General features: G+C 69.0%; 18 protein-coding genes and 2 pseudogenes. 9 read left to right on the top strand and 11 right to left on the bottom strand.

The window, feature by feature from the left end:
• Nucleotides 1-104 precede the first annotated feature (104 nt).
• The 5 genes from ACWDZ7_RS14750 to ACWDZ7_RS14730 form a co-directional block, all read right to left on the bottom strand.
• Nucleotides 105-461, bottom strand: coding sequence for a hypothetical protein (locus ACWDZ7_RS14750; RefSeq protein ID WP_451797082.1), 357 nt, complete (start codon nucleotides 459-461; stop codon nucleotides 105-107).
• A gap of 33 nt (nucleotides 462-494) precedes the next feature.
• Nucleotides 495-1,163: an IS5 family transposase gene (locus ACWDZ7_RS14745; RefSeq protein WP_451797108.1), complete on the bottom strand. Its 669-nt coding sequence runs from the start codon at nucleotides 1,161-1,163 to the stop codon at nucleotides 495-497.
• 42 nt (nucleotides 1,164-1,205) lie between these two features.
• Nucleotides 1,206-1,550 (bottom strand): divalent-cation tolerance protein CutA, encoded by a 345-nt coding sequence (gene cutA, locus ACWDZ7_RS14740; protein WP_451797081.1) that lies wholly within the window; start codon nucleotides 1,548-1,550, stop codon nucleotides 1,206-1,208.
• Nucleotides 1,551-2,589: 1,039 nt separating this feature from the next.
• Nucleotides 2,590-2,823: a transposase gene (locus ACWDZ7_RS14735; protein ID WP_451797080.1), complete on the bottom strand. Its 234-nt coding sequence runs from the start codon at nucleotides 2,821-2,823 to the stop codon at nucleotides 2,590-2,592.
• A gap of 509 nt (nucleotides 2,824-3,332) precedes the next feature.
• Nucleotides 3,333-3,509 carry a hypothetical protein gene (locus tag ACWDZ7_RS14730; protein WP_451797079.1) on the bottom strand — a complete coding sequence of 59 codons (177 nt, stop codon included), beginning with the start codon at nucleotides 3,507-3,509 and terminating at the stop codon, nucleotides 3,333-3,335.
• 22 nt (nucleotides 3,510-3,531) lie between these two features.
• Here ACWDZ7_RS14730 and ACWDZ7_RS14725 point away from each other — a divergent pair, with 22 nt between their 5' ends.
• Together ACWDZ7_RS14725 and ACWDZ7_RS14720 are read left to right on the top strand one after the other, a co-directional pair.
• The gene (locus ACWDZ7_RS14725) at nucleotides 3,532-3,795 is read left to right on the top strand and encodes a hypothetical protein (RefSeq protein WP_451797078.1); all 264 of its coding nucleotides are present in this window, start codon (nucleotides 3,532-3,534) and stop codon (nucleotides 3,793-3,795) included.
• A 615-nt stretch (nucleotides 3,796-4,410) separates the two neighbouring features.
• The gene (locus tag ACWDZ7_RS14720; RefSeq protein ID WP_451797077.1) at nucleotides 4,411-5,136 is read left to right on the top strand and encodes a VOC family protein; all 726 of its coding nucleotides are present in this window, start codon (nucleotides 4,411-4,413) and stop codon (nucleotides 5,134-5,136) included.
• A 182-nt stretch (nucleotides 5,137-5,318) separates the two neighbouring features.
• Here the strand turns inward: ACWDZ7_RS14720 and ACWDZ7_RS14715 are convergent, their stop codons facing one another.
• The 3 genes from ACWDZ7_RS14715 to ACWDZ7_RS14705 all read right to left on the bottom strand — a co-directional run bounded on the left by ACWDZ7_RS14715 (nucleotide 5,319) and on the right by ACWDZ7_RS14705 (nucleotide 8,059).
• Nucleotides 5,319-5,564 carry a hypothetical protein gene (locus ACWDZ7_RS14715; RefSeq protein ID WP_451797075.1) on the bottom strand — a complete coding sequence of 82 codons (246 nt, stop codon included), beginning with the start codon at nucleotides 5,562-5,564 and terminating at the stop codon, nucleotides 5,319-5,321.
• 423 nt (nucleotides 5,565-5,987) lie between these two features.
• A complete protein-coding gene (locus ACWDZ7_RS14710) occupies nucleotides 5,988-7,163 on the bottom strand; it encodes a hypothetical protein (protein ID WP_451797073.1) in 1,176 nt (391 codons plus the stop codon).
• 35 nt (nucleotides 7,164-7,198) lie between these two features.
• Nucleotides 7,199-8,059 (bottom strand): hypothetical protein, encoded by an 861-nt coding sequence (locus ACWDZ7_RS14705; protein WP_451797072.1) that lies wholly within the window; start codon nucleotides 8,057-8,059, stop codon nucleotides 7,199-7,201.
• A 627-nt stretch (nucleotides 8,060-8,686) separates the two neighbouring features.
• On the opposite strand from ACWDZ7_RS14705, the gene ACWDZ7_RS14700 reads away from it, so the two are divergent.
• Both ACWDZ7_RS14700 and ACWDZ7_RS14695 read left to right on the top strand, forming a co-directional pair.
• Nucleotides 8,687-8,890 (top strand): hypothetical protein, encoded by a 204-nt coding sequence (locus ACWDZ7_RS14700; RefSeq protein WP_451797070.1) that lies wholly within the window; start codon nucleotides 8,687-8,689, stop codon nucleotides 8,888-8,890.
• Nucleotides 8,891-9,042: 152 nt separating this feature from the next.
• Entirely contained in the window at nucleotides 9,043-9,732 is a 690-nt protein-coding gene (locus ACWDZ7_RS14695; RefSeq protein WP_451797068.1) for a hypothetical protein, read from the top strand.
• Nucleotides 9,733-10,363: 631 nt separating this feature from the next.
• Here the strand turns inward: ACWDZ7_RS14695 and ACWDZ7_RS14690 are convergent.
• Nucleotides 10,364-10,573 (bottom strand): annotated as a pseudogene (locus tag ACWDZ7_RS14690) (helix-turn-helix domain-containing protein); the annotation flags it as partial.
• 137 nt (nucleotides 10,574-10,710) lie between these two features.
• On the bottom strand, nucleotides 10,711-11,115 hold the full coding sequence (locus ACWDZ7_RS14685) for a type II toxin-antitoxin system PemK/MazF family toxin (RefSeq protein ID WP_451797067.1): 405 nt from the start codon (nucleotides 11,113-11,115) through the stop codon (nucleotides 10,711-10,713).
• Nucleotides 11,116-11,326: 211 nt separating this feature from the next.
• On the opposite strand from ACWDZ7_RS14685, the pseudogene ACWDZ7_RS14680 reads away from it, so the two are divergent.
• From ACWDZ7_RS14680 to ACWDZ7_RS14660, 5 genes and pseudogenes are all read left to right on the top strand, one after another.
• Nucleotides 11,327-11,756, top strand: a pseudogene (locus ACWDZ7_RS14680) (ISAzo13-like element transposase-related protein); the annotation flags it as partial.
• Nucleotides 11,733-11,876, top strand: a complete 144-nt coding sequence (locus tag ACWDZ7_RS14675) for a hypothetical protein (RefSeq protein WP_451797109.1) — start codon at nucleotides 11,733-11,735, stop codon at nucleotides 11,874-11,876. The pseudogene ACWDZ7_RS14680 and the gene ACWDZ7_RS14675, both read left to right, overlap by 24 nt.
• 213 nt (nucleotides 11,877-12,089) lie before the next feature.
• On the top strand, nucleotides 12,090-13,370 hold the full coding sequence (pcaDC, locus tag ACWDZ7_RS14670) for a bifunctional 3-oxoadipate enol-lactonase/4-carboxymuconolactone decarboxylase PcaDC (RefSeq protein ID WP_451797066.1): 1,281 nt from the start codon (nucleotides 12,090-12,092) through the stop codon (nucleotides 13,368-13,370).
• A 130-nt stretch (nucleotides 13,371-13,500) separates the two neighbouring features.
• Nucleotides 13,501-14,133 (top strand): MBL fold metallo-hydrolase, encoded by a 633-nt coding sequence (locus ACWDZ7_RS14665; RefSeq protein WP_451797107.1) that lies wholly within the window; start codon nucleotides 13,501-13,503, stop codon nucleotides 14,131-14,133.
• 30 nt (nucleotides 14,134-14,163) lie between these two features.
• Nucleotides 14,164-14,943, top strand: a complete 780-nt coding sequence (locus ACWDZ7_RS14660; RefSeq protein WP_451797065.1) for an exodeoxyribonuclease III — start codon at nucleotides 14,164-14,166, stop codon at nucleotides 14,941-14,943.
• Nucleotides 14,944-14,970: 27 nt separating this feature from the next.
• On the opposite strand, the gene ACWDZ7_RS14655 is transcribed toward ACWDZ7_RS14660, so the two are convergent.
• Nucleotides 14,971-16,791: an SGNH/GDSL hydrolase family protein gene (locus ACWDZ7_RS14655; RefSeq protein WP_451797063.1), complete on the bottom strand. Its 1,821-nt coding sequence runs from the start codon at nucleotides 16,789-16,791 to the stop codon at nucleotides 14,971-14,973.
• Nucleotides 16,792-16,862 lie beyond the last annotated feature (71 nt).

The following is a 16,862-nucleotide window of genomic DNA, read 5'->3' as shown; positions in this document are numbered from 1 at the left end:
TCGCCACCATGCACAACCTCGCCCTCGCCGCATGAACCAGCAGACCAGCCGCCCACTTCGCGCTGGGTGACCACGGCCTTCTGCAACACCCTTTAGGCAGTGTTTTAGAAGTCGGTGACCCGTCTGGCCGGCCGTCCTGGCAAGTTGCGTGCGGCCAGCCAGACGATGAGGTCGAACGCGATTCGGCTGATGTCGGTCTCCGTGTGGACCTCGTGCTCATGACGGGCTGAATCGCGGCGGACGATCTCGTATCCGCCCTCGTCCCGGACGGCCACGGACGCGAACCAGGTTGGGTCGTCCGTGTCGGGCCCGATGACGATGAAGGTGTTGCCGGTGTCGTCGAGTGCGCTGATCATTTCGAACAGGGCATCCTCGGAGGCGCCCTCAATGCGGTCACCGTTCTCGCTGACCACGCCATAGCCTCTGGCCCCCATCGGGCGGTCCTCTCCCTGCGCCGGCATCCGATCAAGTCAGCATCGCACGGACCCGACTGACTACAGCCACTGGTTGATCGCTGCGACCTGGACGACTGTCGGGTAACGCACGGCCAGCCTGTCGAACCGGGTGGCCACGGCCCGATTGCGCTTGAGCCGGTTGATCCCGCACTCAACAGCGTGACGAGCCTTGTAGTCCTCGCGGTCAAACGCGGGAGGCCGACCGCCCGTTGATCCCCGGCGACTGCGATGCCCTGCCCGATCAGCCGGTTCCGGGATGGTGCACCGGATGCCGCGGCGCCGCAGGCAGGCGCGGTTGGCCCGGGACGAGTAGGCACGGTCACCCCGCACCCGCAGCGGACGAACGCGAGGACGGCCCGCGCCGAGCCGCGGCACGCGAATGGCTTCCAGCACGGCGACGAACTGCGGACCGTCACCGCGTTGTCCGGCCGTGATCAGCATCGAAAGCGGCCGCTGCCCTTGCTCGCAGGCCAGATGAATCTTCGTGGTCCAGCCACCACGTGAGCGTCCCAGACCATGGCCGTCAGGCTCGGGGCAGCTTCCGCCCGGCGGTTCCTTCTGGCCCTGTCCGCCACGCCGGGCACCGGAAGCATAGCGAATCCCGTCGATCAGCTTCCGTCGATGCCAAGACGGCCGACCAACAACCGCGACCGGCAACAATGGGTCCAGGACCGGCCACTGGCCATCCGTAAGATCCCCTCGCCCCACACCGAAGTCATCACGGCACACGGCATGACACAGCAGCCACTTCTAAAACACGGCCCAGCCCTTTGGCGCGGCGGTCTCCTCGACAACCCAGTTCAGGTACGCCTCGGACCCGCCGGTCACGGGGAGGGTGATCCACTCCGGAACCTCGTAGGTGTGCTCCTGAGCCACCCAAGCCGCAAGGTCCTGGAGCCGAGACGTGGTCGTCTTGTACGAGATACGCCACTCCTGGGCAGTCTCGATGGTGTCCTTCCACCGATAGACGGCCGAGAACGGCGCGTCGATGTGCGCGCATGCCGCCAACCGACCCTCGACCGCGCCCCGCGCCAGGGCCTTCGCCTGGTCCTCGTTGTCGATGGTCGTCTGCGCAATTACGATCTCGCTGGCCATGCGACTACCTCTCCTGCTCGGTGTACCACGACCCTACCTACTGAGTTGTCCGATGGATTGTCGGGTGTAACGGTCAGGTGGTGTGAGGCTGAGTGTTGTGCCTTGCAGACATCCGTCGATGAGGCCGGGTCTGCGCTGGATTCCGCGCAGGCCTCCTCGGACTGTCCGTTCCAGCTGATCGCCGTCGTTGAAAAGCACGTTCGCGGTGGCGTTGCGCCGCAGCAGAGACCGGATGCCTTCGACCGGGTTGAGCTGCGGGCAACAGCTGGGCGGTTGAATGACGGTGAGCCAGTCGTGATCAGCCGCGTACTGGCGCATTCGCGCAGACCGGTGCAAGGGAGAACCGGCCGCGGGAGCCACCATGAACCGGGACGGTGGGTGTGCGGCCGTGAGGCGCCCAAGTCCACGAGCGGCGCGGCTTCATCGAGAGGCTCTGCCAAGATTCCCGTGAGCGAGGGTCAGTCCAGCAGCGACAGCTTTCTCGTCACGCCGTAACCCGTCAGTCAGGGCGACCATTGCGGGAAGTCCACTGGAACTGATGACACTGAGCCATTCTTTAAGGTTCTCGCCGGGCAGATCGCAGAGCATGCGGGCGAAGGCATGGACGTGGCCGTGGACAGTTGCCAACCCCGGGGCAGTGGTGCAGGGATTCATCGAGTTGTTGTTTCTCGGTCGGGTGCAAACGATCTGAACGATCTGGATGCCACATGATCCAGTCGGTCACCTGTTGCGGCTTGAGGACGGGCATTGGTGAACGGATCGATCCCGGAGATGTCCGAGGAGGACGCAGGTAGTGCCGAACTGCTTGTGCGGTACGCCCTGGGTAGCCTTGCTCGCATATTTCGCGACAGTCCCATTCCAAGTTCCGGGCCAATACCGCTGATTGAACGGCCCCGTGCGAACAGTTGCTGAACCTCTCGGTGGCGTTGACGGGTCCGAGTCGCCAGCTCCGGTGGCACGAGGCAGGCACGGTGGGCGATGACGGTTCGCTCGACAGCGTGCGCGAGTTGTCCCTTAAATGCCAGCGATCGGCTACTTGTCATGCTTGAGGTGCACCCGCGTTCGCCGCTTCAGCGTAGCCGCCAGCCCGGTCCCTGCAAATTATTTCGACCCCCGGGTGCTCGGACAGCCAACTGGCTACCAGTTCTTTCTCCCGCCCTGGCAGCAGATCCACGATCTTGCGACTTGCGGCGTCGACGAGGACGGTCCCGTACTTCCTGCCGCGTTTGGTCCCAAAATCGTCTATCCCTAGAACTCTCAACGCAACCAGCATATTGAGCAGGGCAGTTCGGGGCAGTTCGCGGCCGTGCGCACGATCCAGCGCCGGATCGTGTTGTCGTCCACGGCCGCCGGCACATCACCGCCCGGCCGCAGGGCGAACACTCCCGGGGCGTAGCGGTCCTGGTCGGGGCAAGCGACCCGGGCAGCGCTCGTGGCCCGGGGGAGGTGATGGGCCCGCCTCGTACGGAGGTCACGTATCTCCAGACGATGGGGGCCCGGCACAGTGCGAGGGCGCGGCCGTCGGCGCTCACACTGGTCGGGTACTCCTGCACCACAGGAGCGCGCACACTCGACAGGTGCCGTCGGCTGCGCAGATCCCACACCTGTGTTTGCTGGAATTCCTCACCGTCCTCGTCGACCACCGTCAGATGGCGCCCGTCCGCGCCGAACTCCGCCGATACCGCCGCTCTCGCCAACCCAAGCCTGTGACGTACTTTGTTTCACCCTCGGGACACGGCTGCGCAACGATCCGAAACCCGGTGAACTCGACCCAGGACGACCTCAGCGGACGCCCTGCAGGCGCAGAACGAAGTCGACACGGCCCTGGCTCAGGAGGGCGGCAGGCAGACCGCTGCCGATGAGATCCGCTACACGGATGGCCGGCTGCTGCTGCCTCTGCCCGGCGAGAAGTACGCGCGCGAACTCGGCAGGAGCGGTGACGCGTCTGCCATGGCCCACACATGCACCCCTGGGGCCTTGTGTGGCTACTCGGGCCGCCAAGTACACAGGCGCGGAGCGCGAGTGGTTCTCGTGCACCTTCCACGAGGAGCCAAGCGGCTGGAGGAAGGCGGGATCCTGGTACAACAACCAGGCCCCCGGCCGGGTGGGCAACTGGTACAACGCCAACAAGAAGTGGCTGGGCGCCACGGGTCCGGCCCCTTCTGGCACCCAGTACGGCCAGTGGCGCGGGGTCGGGTACGGGATGCCCGTGCCAGAGGTCGCCGTCGGTGACGTGGAGGAGTAGCCGGGCGGCCTGTGCCGGGTAGTACTGGATGACGTCACACCGAGCGGCGGGCGGGGCCCCTTGCGGAGGGCGAAACGCCTCGTCATGGCAGGGCCCGCCTCTTCCTCGTGGAAACCGTGCTGGACGAGGGCGCCACCTCGGAGGTCGCGACACCGCTCGACCTTACGATGACGGGCAGGCTGAACGGCCGCGAACGCAGCCGTGCTGACGGGCAGTCCCTGCTGTCGGGCGCGGCGTTCCGCCTCGAGCGTGTCGTGGGACGAGCGGCCCCAAGGGCGCGATCGAGGTGACGAGCCTGTAGCGGTACCAGCAGCCGCATACGGCCAACGCCGCCGTACCGCGCACGATCGAGAAAGCCGCCTCGGGCTACGACGAGGGTTGACCACGCCGCGAACTGTGAGGGCAGGCCCGCAAACCGTGGTCCTGTACACCCGGTCTACGGCCAGTGGTTGCTGCCGGTCCGGCCGCGAGCCGAGGCCCGCGGCCGGACCGGGGCTTGAAGGCGGCGAGGGAGAGCCGACGCCCCGTACCGCAGGGATGGGCGTGATGCCCGCAGCCACAGAAGTGCCGCGCTACGCTAACAGCTGGACAGCTTTGACGAGTTGAGGAGTCCGTATGGCCCACGAGGTTGCCATACCCCAGCTGCCCTGCCGCTCGATCGACGAAGTCACCACTTTCTACGAGGCGTTGGGGTTCACCACCACCTACCGGCAGACCCGCCCCAACCCTTACATCGCACTTCGCCGTGAAGACCTCGAGATGCACTTCTTCGCCATCGAAGGCTTCGATCCCACCGACTCCTACGGTGCCTGCGCGGTCTACGTCCCGGACACCGGCGTCCTGCACCGGGCCTTCGCGGACGGTCTGCGCCGGGTGTACGGCAAGGTGCCCGCCTCGGGGATCCCGAGGGTGACCACGCCCCGCAAGCGCAAGAACGACGGCCGCAGGACGGGGTTCACCATGGTTGATCCGGGCGGCAACTGGATCCGGATCTTCAACGCCGCGGAACACGGCGAGCCGACCGCCGCGCCATCCCCGACGAACAAGCTGGCCACGGCGCTTGAGAACTCCGTCGTCCTGGGGGACTCCAAGGGTGACACCGGCCAAGCCGTCAAGATCCTGGACGCGACCCTGGCCCGGGAAGAGGAGACCGCGCACCCCGCGGACCTCATCGAGGCCCTCGTATACCGCGCGGAGCTCGCCCTGCGCCAGGAGGATCCCGAACGGGCCCGTGAGCTGCTGACCCGCGTGCAGGGCACACCCCTCGGCGAAGACCAGCGGGAACGCCTCGCCGCCTGCCTCGCCGTGGCGGAGGAACTGGCGAAGGACCTTCCCGCTTGACTGGCCCTGACAAAGCCGTTGAACGCGGCGGTGCGTGATCAGGCAGACGGCGAGGCTGAGGAATGCTTCGTGGATGTCGTCGCGTCGTTCCCAGCGGATCCGTAGGCGGCACAAGCCGGCCGTGAAGGCGCCGTCCCTGGTGAAAAGGCGCCGTCCCTGGTGAAGACGCGCCGACTGCTCGCCTAGCTGTGCTGTCTCATGGGGTTGGTTCCTCGGCCCCGCACCGCGTGCTGAGCCGCCACCTGCTCCAGCACCGCGTAAAGCGACTGGGCACGCTGGCTGTGCGGGCTGCCGAACAACGGCCTGCCGGTGGTGAGCAGCAGGGTCCAGTGCGCGCCGGCCATCTGTATCCGGCCAGCCGCCCGGACCGCGCTCAGCAGGCGTCGGTGGCGCAGGTGTGGGCGGACGACGGCCCGACGTACGCGCACACGGGACAGCGCACCCAGTCCGCCTCCCGGACAGCCGCCTCAACCACCGAGCGCTCCGGACCGAACCTCAGCGCGGCTAGCCGGCGGGGCAGGCGCAGTTCCTCCACGGCGCGCAGGGCGGCAGCCGCAATGACATCGTGGGCCGCCACGAAACATTGGCCTGTCTCTGCGTTCTCACCGCACCCGCACAAGCAGCGCCGTTCCCTTCTTCTCCGTCACGCCCTGGGACCCTAGCGGCCCCAGCAGCCCAGGAGCGGCCCCCAAGCCACGCCAACTCGCCTCTGCGGGTGTGGATAGCCAGACGCCCCACTCGGGTTCGGTCACGCCGTACGCCCCGCCACTCCCTTCGCGGCGCGGCGCGCCCGTGCATCGTCCACGGCACCGGCCACCATCCCGAGGCCGGCGCCGGGCCCGCACAGCTGCTCACGACCAGCTCAGGAACACCGTGAGTACGTCCAGCTCCGCGTCGGCGAGATCGCTCGCCGTTCCTCCCCGTGTGGCCGGCACCACCCGGAAGTCGGGCGCGTGGTACCTATAGTCGGGGTCCTTCTCGGCATTGGGTCGGTGGACGGAGACGATGAACTTCGTTCCGTCGGGCGACACCAGCATCCCCTCCGCGACGGTGCCGTCCTGTGGGCCGACCACGCTGATCGGGGCGCCCGCGGCCCGACCGGTGCGAACGTTCATGGTCCGGAATGAACCGGACGACGTGCGGCACAGCACCCGTTCGTCAGCGACCCAGCCGACGACGGCGGCGCATCCGCTGAGCAGCACGGCCTCGCGCGCCGACGTCCTGCTGAGCGGACCTGAGGAGTTCCAGGTGTCGAAGACGGTGCCGAAGACTTTGGGTGCGGTCGCTGTGAGTCGACGGCCGCCCGGCGCGAGGCGCACCATGTTGGCCTGGACGGCGCGCGCGGGCTTGCCGGTGATGGTCAGGGGCAGGTTGTCTCCCGCGGCCGGGCCCTGGTCCGACAGGTGGTGGTCGCCCTCGGCGGACCGGGATCCGATCCTCTTCCGGCCGTCCTGGTCCGTGTACGTGAACCACACAGTGCTCCCGTCCGGTGACATCACCGCGTTCTGCTCGTCGTCGCCCGCGGCACCGCTCAGGCGCACGAAGTCGTCGTGTTTCGCGTCGCTCTTCACGAAACCGACGTGCGAGGCGTCCTTGCCTCCGGAGTCGCGGAGGACTACCGCCATGCGTGTGTACGAGAGGTCGAAGAGCGCGCGGACCCGGGGAGCGATGTGTTCCAGGCTCTCCGTGGGATAGGCACCCGGTGCGTCCGATTTTCCGGCGCAGAGGTCTACGAGTGGGCTGTGGACCGTTTTGGCGCCGGGATAATTGTTGAACGCGGCGTTCTCCGGAACGGCGAACCACCGTGTCGCGCGCGGTTTCCAGCTCTCCGGATCCCACGCTGTCACCACGACGCCGACGTAGCGGGCGCCCATGGCACACCTGGCGGTGATGACCGTGTCCTTGCGGGTGAAGGGACTGTCCGGAAGGGCGTATCCCCGGTTGCCCAGGTAGGGCGCCGAGCGCGCCGAAGCCCCGGACGCGGGTCTCTCCGCGCTGGGTTGAGAGGTGCATGCCTGAAGGGGCAAGGCTGCGAGGACCGCAAAGACCGCGGCCTTTCCGGCTAGACCGAGTCGCACATCGGCTCCTCTGTCTTCTGGTGGCACGCCGTCCAGGGGACGGGCCCGAAGACCCAGGCCTGCCGGGGTTCGGCGGGGGCGGACTCCGTGCGGATGCGCAGCGCCTTTCCGTCGCGGTCCTTCAACTGGAGCCACTGATCTTTCTGGTAGGCGTCGACGTAGTGGACCTTGATTGCCCACTCGCACGTCCGTCCGGGCGGCGCGATCGCCTCCACCCGCATGGCGCCCGAGGACTGGCCGTTCCCGAGCTCGATCACGTGGGTGTCGAAGTAGGGCTCGCCCTGTCCCTCGTCCTCATCGGTCAGCACCGGCTCGCCGCTCCGGGGCGGGACGTGGACCCGGATCCCCTGGTAGGCGACTCCTCCCTGCGCCGGATAGCCGACGACCGTCTTCGCGCTGCTCGGCCGGCAGGTGACGTCGGTGGCTTGCCAGTCGTCGATGACCACGGGGGCGGACCGGGTGCTCAGCAGTTTCAGCTTGAAGGTGCCGGAGAGTTCCATGCCGCCGGCCGATGTCCGCTGCGTGTACTGCTCGGGGGCGTGTTCCAGGTGGGACGCGTAGGTCAGCAGGCGGCCACCGAGTGACTTGAGGTATGCGAAGGTGGAAGAGGGGTCATTGATGGAGGTCAGTTTTCGCGTCTCGCCCTTGGTCAGTGCACGGTCGAGGACCATCACCCAGTCCTGACGGGGGTCGCCCAACTCGGTTTGCACGGAAGCCGTGAAAGGCGCTTGGGAGGCGTCGTACCCCTTGTCGGAATCGTTCTCCCTGGTGACGCTCGGCTTGATCATGTAGTAGCCGAGGAGCGTCCCGCCCAGCACGCTCAGGAGACCGGCCGTCGCCGTCACCGACAGCCACAAGATTCTTTTGCGCCGGGAGGCAGCGGGGTCCGCTCCGAGTGCTTCGAAGGTGATCGCCCCTAAGCTCTCGTCGGGTCCACCTCCCGTATCGGCGGACCTCTGCGGCGGGGGCTGATGAGCGGCGGACGGCGCGGTCGCGTCCGAGCCTTCTTGCTGCCCCGTCGGTTCTGGAGCGCTGTGTCCGCCGACGCTCGGCTGCGGTTCCGGTGTCCCGCCTGTTGGTGCGCTTGCCGTCATGCCAGTTCCCCCGTGTCGCGACACTGGCGGTATGCATATCTGGTCGTCCCGGTCCTACCCGCCCGTCGCTCGCACGACAATGCCCGAATGCGCCAATGTCCTTCACCTCACCCCGAAGCACCTGCCCGGCCCGGCTGTTGGTCGCGCGGTACCAATCTCAGCCCGCGCTGCCGCGGGCAGCTACGGCGCTCAGCCACACCCATCCAGCACACCGACAACTCCTGCGACACGCCCTAGGTGTCCCGCTCCTCCGCCGCCTACTCCGAGATGCGCCGCTACGCCCTGTACGGCGACAAGAAGGCGAACATCAACCCCGGTGGCGACCTCAAGCCCGCGTGACGCCCCGCGCAGCGCATCGCGGCCGCCGAGAAGGCCGGCGTGCCGCGCCCCGACCGCGAGGAGGCCGCGGACCGGCTGCCCTCGCTCGCCGCCGCGGTGTCGGTCGCCACCGCCCGCAGGAAGGCCGCGATGCCGTTCCTCCAGGACGCCGCGCTGGCGCTGACCGAGGAGCCGTACGGCTGGTCCACCGAGCGGATCGGCAAGTTAGGCGATGTCACCCAGAAGTACGCGCGCGGCGTCTAAAACGCGGCAGCGAGGCGCCGCCGCTGATAGGCGCCGGTGACCGGGGCCTGAAAACCCGGCGCCGGTGAACCGTCGGCATCCCTGCCAGAGGGGACCGGCTCTCAAGGGCGCAGGCGCTTCCGGTTCATGATCATGATGGATAGGCTCTGCTCATGTCACGCGTACGCCTCGCACTCGCCCCTGCCGTCGCACTCGCCGGGCTGGCCGCCCTCACGGCCTGTTCTTCCAGTGGCGACGAGTCGGACCGCGCCTCCGATGCCCAGGGCGGCGACAAGCAGGTCTCCTCCCCGGCTCCGAAGCCGATCACGAAGGCCCTCACCCAGGCCGACCTCACCAAAGCAGTGCTGGGCGACGACGAGAACCTTCCCGGGTACACCGTGCACGGCACCAAGGACGTGACGGACGGGCAGTACTGCAACCCCGCACAAGACAACTCCGTCCCCAAGGGGTGGGCCCGGGGCAGCGACGCCTCGTACGAGTACAACGGCTCCACGCTCAACATGGCCGATGTGCACATCTGCCTCTTCGACACGGCCAAGAACGCCCACAACGCGTACGTGGCGTGGAAGGGCACCGAGAAGAACAAGGAGCAGCCCGCGAAGCCGCCGGTGGGCGACGAGAGCACGCTCGTGATCAACCCTGGCTCCAGTGAGGACGACGTCGACGGATACAGCCGCTCGGGGAAAGTCGTCATCCGCGTGCAGGTCGACGGCAACACCGGTGGTGATCCCTCGGGGGCGCAGGCCATGCTCAGCGCGACGCTAAAGCGTCTCCAGCAACTCCAGGACGGAAAGCCCGCCACCGTCACGGCCGCAGAGGAACAGGCCGCCGCCAAGAAGTAGCCAAGCTTCGCAACCGGGCGCACAGGGCCAGGGGCGAGAGCTGCCAAGGTGTCCTCCGACACCGAACCCGGGTGGTTCGCCAGGGCAGTTGGACAACCACTCGTGCCTGGCGGTGCTTCTCTGGTCAACGGCCTCCGGTACGGCCGCAATCTTGTGGGCCTGCCCGAATCGGCGCTGCCTTGTTCTATTCGTTGGTACGGCAGACGCCCTCCGGGATCCTGAACGGCTGCGCGCAGCTCTTCAGCCGCTTTCCACCCCAACGACGCATACCCCCTCCCACGACACGGTCGCAGGCCCTCAGCCGCCGGTCATGCCCCCTAGGCCCACTGCGTCTCTGCCCCCAGCCGTCCCAAATCCGGCAGAGGCGCGGAAGGTGTGGCTCCTGGGGCTCCCACAGTTCTTCCTGACCTACCTGATCTTCAGCCTCGTCGCGCGTGGTGGGGGCGGGCTAGCTGTCACTCTTCTGTTCCTACTCATATCCGGCGTCCTGGCCGCCCACGGAGTCTGCACGTAGCCCACTGCTCATCGCTGGAACAGTGCTTACCGGCCTAGTACTGCTCAGACTGCTCCTCCTTCTGTTGGTCGGCTGAGCCCTTCACCCGCGCGGCCTCGACGAGCGGAGCACGACACGCTTAGCCGGCCCGGGAAAACGCAACGCATCGGGGCCCTGCTCGCGCCAGGCCCGCCGCCAACGCTCAACCGAACGAAGGCCGACACGCGATTCCCTGGCAATGACCGTGTTCTTCTCACCCCGGTCAAACCCCTGTCCCGCGAGCATCCGTATCCGCTCCCGGGCAACCTGCCGGCCGGGCCCGAGCCCACCATCCCGCGCATACCGCATCACTACGACATACCGCAGGGACCAAACACCGTCACCCTCCGCGACAACCCATCGGAAAGATCAGTAGTACTCCAGCCGTAGATCGTGATCTCGATGGTGAGGGGCGCCGAGGCGACAGGTGGCCAGCGTCGATCATCTCACCCGAGTTCACCGAGACGGAGGGCGTCCCTCATCTCGCTGAGCTTCGCGGTCGTTGCCGGGGTCCGCTCCTGCGCTTGTTCAGCGAGTTGTAGGGCATCGTCAATCTCACTGAGCTTCACGGAGGACAGGACGGCCGCCCGCTCTATCAAGTCGTCCCGGGACACAGTGGTCAGCCACGTGCAAGGGGTGAAGCCTGGACACGGGAACGCGAGCCGCAGCACGCCTTCGAACGGCAGACCTTCACTGGTGCCGACCATCACTTCGATGCCCAGACCGCTGATGTCGACGCCCGCCGGAGCGACGACCTGCATCACCCGGATACCGGACGCGTCGTCTCCCGACAGCAGTACGACCAGCCTCCGCTCGTCGAACTGGGCCCACCAGACTTCGCCACGTTGCACAAGTCCTCCAGACATAGGATGGCAGGCAGACGCTGCGCGAGCCTGACGCGCTGTGGAGACGGGTGTGTGAAGACTGAAGATCATGCGGTGGCCGCACGTCACACCGTAAACCCTGCGGTGTCCAGCGCCAGTACACCGGCACCGCAGGGGCTTGTCCATAAATAACTGTCAGAGTTGCCCTGCGAGACAGTCGTCAGCGGGACGCTGGAACGTGTCTGTGCCTTCGCAAGTCCGCGTTTGTGCTGCCCAGTTGCAGTGCACGTTCGAGCGGGTGCTGACGCATCTCGACGAGCGCCGTCGCCGGCTCTACCTCGCCAGCGAGGCCGTCCCGCTCGGTCATGGCGGAATCGCCCGGTAGCCGCCGCCTCCCAAACCAGCACCGCCACCATCGCGCGCGGCATCACCGAACTGGAGACGCACGCGGCGCCGACGCACCGTATCCGGGCTCCGGGAGGCGGGCGCAAGCCGTCGACGGCCACCGATACCGGTCTGCTGCCGGCTCTGGAGATGCTGATCGAGCCGCACACCCGCGGCGATCCCCACGCCATCCGGACCGTGACGCCCAGTTCGTCCACATCAACGCCACCGCCACCGCCTTCCTCGACGACGGCCAGCCGGTGATCAGCGTCGACACCAAGGCCACCGGCGACTACGCGCTCGGCACCACTGTCACGACCGCCGAGTTCCACGCCCTGCCGATCACACCCGATGCGTTCCACGGCAACTGGAATCACACCCTGGTCCCGGGTCCCCCAAGCTGACCGGTGGCCGCGATCGGGAGGGTCCATCCGGCTTGCAGGTACCGCTGCACACGATGTCCCACCCGGGCCAGTCACCAGGAAACCTTTGGAGAACGCACGCCTGGACGCTCAAGGGTTCCGGCAGCGTCCGGACCTGCCGTCGCGAGAGGGCTGAGGTCGGCTAGGTTCACCCCGGCGATGTGACTTTTTATGACTGATGAGAGGGTCAGACGGGTGAGTGAGACACCGATGAACACCCTGCAATACCGCTTTGACGGGCCAGAAGACGCCCCGGTCCTGATCCTTGGTGCCTCACTGGGTACCACATGGCACATGTGGGACCGGCAGATACCCGAGCTGATCCGGCACTGGCGGGTCTTCCGCTTCGACATGCCGGGGCACGGCGGCGCGCCCGCGCATCCCTGCGGGTCCGTCGGGGAGCTTGCCGGGCGGCTGCTCGCGACCCTCGACGAGCTGGGCGTGCGGCGCTTCGGGTACGCGGGCTGCGCCTTCGGCGGGGCCATCGGCGCCGAGCTGGCGCTGCGGCATCCGGGGCGGGTCGCCTCGCTGGCGCTGATCGCCGCGTCGCCGCGGTTCGGCACCGCCGACGAGTTCCGCCAGCGCGGGGTCATCGTGCGCAGCAACGGCCTGGACCCCATGGCCCGCTCCGCGCCCGACCGCTGGTTCACGCCCGGCTTCGCCGCCGCCCAGCCCGCGATCACCGACTGGGCCGTGCAGATGGTGCGCACCACCGACCCCGGCTGCTACATCGCCGCCTGCGAGGCCCTCGCCGCCTTCGACGTCCGCGCCGACCTCGGCAGGATCGGCGTGCCCACGCTGGTCCTCGTCGGCTCCGAGGACCAGGTCACCGGGCAGGCCGAGGCCCGCACCCTCGTCGCCGGGATCCCCGACGCGCGGCTCGCCGTCGTGCCGGGCGCCTCGCACCTGGCGCCCGTGGAGCAGCCCGCCGCGGTCACCGATCTCCTCGTACGCCACTTCTCCACGGCCTGGGAGGACACGCAGGCGGCGATCACGCCCCCGCCCGTCAAGCCCGTCCTGTCCCCGCCGCCCGTCGCTCCCGTGGCGGCGATCGCCCCGGCGGAGCAGCCCGAGGCCGTGATCGGCACCGTCCGGAACGACCCGTACGAGGCGGGCCTCAAAGTCCGCCGCGAGGTGCTCGGCGACGCCCACGTGGACCGTGCCCTCGCCGCGGCCGACGACTTCTCCGGCGACTTCCAGGAGCTCATCACCCGCTACGCCTGGGGCGAGGTCTGGAACCGCCCCGGCCTGGACCGCCGCTCCCGCAGCTGCGTCACCCTCACCGCCCTCGTCGCCGGCGGCCACCTCGACGAGCTGGCCTTCCACACCCGCGCCGCCCTGCGCAACGGCCTCACGCCGGCCGAGATCAAGGAAGTGCTGCTCCAGGCCGCCGTCTACTGCGGCGTGCCCGCGGCGAACTCCGCCTTCAAGGTCGCCCAGGCCGTGATCCGTGAGGAAACCACGCCTCAGGAGTAGCAGGATGCGTGGTGGAGCGATGCGTGGTGGAGCGATGCGTGGTGGAGCGATGCGTGGTGGAGCGGTGCAGGATGGGGGGATGACTGGCATGAAGACCCCCGCGGACAACGCTCCCGCGCGCGCGAAGCGCATGACGTTCACAAAGAAGTCCCACGCGTGCGTGCGTCTCGAAAAGGACGGACGCACGCTCGTCATCGACCCCGGTGGCTTCAGCGAGGACGACGCCGCCGTCGGCGCCGACGCGATCCTCGTCACCCACGAGCACCCCGACCATTTCCACGAGGGCCGGCTGCGGGCCGCCCTGGAGGCCCGCCCCGACGCCGAGATCTGGACCCTCAAGTCGGTCGCGGACCAGGTCGCGGCCGCCTTCCCCGGCCGTGTGCACACCGTCGGGCACGGCGACACCTTCACGGCCGCCGGGTTCGACGTCCAGGCGCACGGCGAGCTGCACGCCGTGATCCACCCGGACATCCCGCGCATCGCCAACGTGGGGTACCTGGTCGACGGCTCGGTCTTCCACCCCGGCGACGCCCTGACCGTCCCCGACCAGCCGGTGGAGACGCTGATGCTCCCCGTCATGGCGCCCTGGAGCAAGATCTCCGAGGTCATCGACTACGTACGAGAGGTCAAGCCGCAGCGGGCCTACGACATCCACGACGCGCTCCTCACCGACCTCGCCCGGCCGATCTACGACAACCAGATCGGTTCCCTGGGCGGCGCGGAGCACCTGCGCCTGACGCCGGGGGAGACGGCCGAACTCTGACTGTCAGTGGCGCCCGGTAGGTTGTGGGACATGCGCATCGCGACCTGGAACGTGAACTCGATCACCGCTCGGCTGCCGAGGCTGCTCGCCTGGCTGGAGAGCACCGGCCCGGACGTGCTGTGCGTCCAGGAGACCAAGACGACGGCCGAGAGCTTCCCGGCAGCCGAGCTGCGCGAGCTGGGCTACGACTCGGCGGTCCACGCGACCGGGCGGTGGAACGGCGTCGCGCTGATCTCCAAGGTCGGCCTCGAAGACGTGGTCAAGGGCCTGCCGGGCGATCCGGGATACGACGGCGTGGAGGAGCCCCGCGCGATCTCCGCGACCTGCGGCCCGGTCCGCCTCTGGTCGGTGTACGTGCCCAACGGCCGAGAGGTCGACCACGCCCACTACGCGTACAAGCTCCAGTGGTTCGAAGCCCTGAAGGCGGCCGTCGCCGGGGACGCGGGGGGCTCGCGGCCCTTCGCCGTACTGGGTGACTACAACGTCGCGCCGACGGACGACGACGTCTGGGACCCGTCGCTCTTCGTGGACTCCACGCACGTCACGCCCGCCGAGCGCGCCGCCCTCGCCGGCCTCCGGGGGGCGGGCCTGACGGACATCGTGCCGCGCCCCCTCAAGTACGACCACCCGTTCACGTACTGGGACTACCGCCAGCTCTGCTTCCCGAAGAACAAGGGCATGCGCATCGACCTGGTGTACGGCAACGAACCGTTCGCGAAGGCCGTCACCGACTCCTACGTGGACCGCGAGGAGCGCAAGGGCAAGGGCGCCTCCGATCACGCCCCCGTCGTCGTGGACCTGGACGTCTGACCCCCCGGACCTCTCAGGGCCCCTGGCTCAGCCCGCCAGCTTCCGCAGGTCCACCGACGAGGCCAGCGCCGCGAGCCCCGCGTCCCCGGGATGCAGGTGATCCCCGCTGTCATAGGCGGGGAGCAGCCGCGCGGGGTGCGCGGGGTCACGGAGCACCGCGTCGAAGTCCAGCACGGCGTCGAAGTCGCCGCCCTCACGGATGTACGCGTTGACCGCCTCCCGCCGGCCGTTCGCCGCCGCCGTGCAGAGCGACTCCCCCTCACAGGGGGCGATCGTCGCCGCCACGACGCGCAGCCCACGGGACCGGGCACGGCCGGAGATCTCCCGCAGCCCCGCGACCACCTGGTCCGCCGACGCGCCCCAGCGCACGTCGTTGACCCCCTCGAAGACCACGACCGTGCGCGCCGACGTCTGCGCGAGGACGTCGCGGTCCAGGCGGTGCAGGGCGCTCACCCCGCCGGTGTCGGTGGAGACACCGTCGCCTGGGTAGCGGTCGGCGACCACGCGGTTGGCCGAGATGCCCTGGTTGAGGACGCCGTAGCGCGGCACGTCGGACTGGTTCAGGAGGCGCGTCGCCAGGACGTTGGGCCAGCGGCGGTTGGCGTCCCGCGTCGACTTCACGCCGTCGGTGATCGAGTCGCCGAGCAGCACCACGGAGCCGGGCCCGCCGCCCACGTCGACGCCGGTGAGCAGCGGCCACGTCGTGATCGTCGAGGTGTACGCCGCCGGGGAGCCGTCCGCCGCGTGGTCACCGGGGCCGCTGACGTACGAGCGCTGGACGGCCTGGCTGTGCACGGGCGCCGTCGCCACGGGGCCGGGCAGATGGAAGCTCACCAGCAGATTCGCGTCGGCGGGCACGTCGAAGTCGAGCGGATCGCTGAACGCCTGGGCGCCCGCCGGGATCTCGGTGCCCGTCCGGCCCCGGAACGACAGCCGCCGCGGCTCACCCTTGGCTCCCGCCCCGGCCTTCTGCACCGCCACGGTCGCGCCGCCGATCCGCACCGGAGCCGCCGCGAAGGTGTTGTCGAGCCGGACGCGCACCTGGGGCCCGCCCGTGCTGGTGTGCACGACGAGCCGTACGGTGCGGTCGCTCCAGGGCCCGACGGCCGTGTACCCGGCGGTGGACGCCGACCAGCTGCCGGTCCACCCCTTGGCGGACGCCCGCACCGACAGGGCGAACACATGCAGGTCAGGGGCGCCCGGGTCGCGCGGCAGCTCCACCGAAGCCACCTCGAGCCCCCGGGCGAGCGGCACGGTCACCACGTACAACCGCGCCTTCTCGGCGATCTGGCCTCCGGGGGTGTTGATATGCGGCAGGGCGACGGACTTCGTGGCGAGCGGGCCCGAACGCCAGTCCGGCGCGGTCAGCCGGTAGCCGCCCCGCGAGCCGTCCCGGTAGCGCACCGTGCCCGTGCCGCTCGCCTCGCCGCCCGTGCCCGCGACCAGGAAGGCCAGGGCGTCCCCGCGGCCGCGCACCCGCACCGACTGGCCGTCGGCCCGTACGTTGTCCGGCTCGCCGGGCTCCGTGCGCGGCCAGGTCAGCCGGGCCCCGTCCACACCCAGGGACCGCCCCGGAGTCCAGCCCGCCGCCGTCAGGTCGCGCGCCGAGAGCGAGCCGCCCGCCCCGTCGAAGTCGGCGCCGCCGGGTCGGGCGTCGTCGCTGACCGCCCTGTTGTCGAAGAGCCGCTCCAGTGGGAGCGGCCGGGGTCTGTCGGGAGCCGTGTCCGCTGCCGCCGCGTCCGCGGCCCCGGCCTCGGCGGTGGCCACGGGGACGATGCCCGTGCACACGGGGACGATGCCCGTGCAGAGGGCGAGCGCGACGGCCGCCCCCCGGATACGTCGGCGCACGACAGTCCCCTCCCACGTGATGACAGATGCGCCATGAAGCTAAGGAGACGTCAGAGACACGTCAACGAGTC

It is taken from the genome of Streptomyces sp. NPDC003032 (assembly GCF_053591415.1).
The sequence above is the reverse complement of the archived record's forward strand: the minus strand, read 5'-3'. Positions and strand labels throughout refer to the sequence as shown.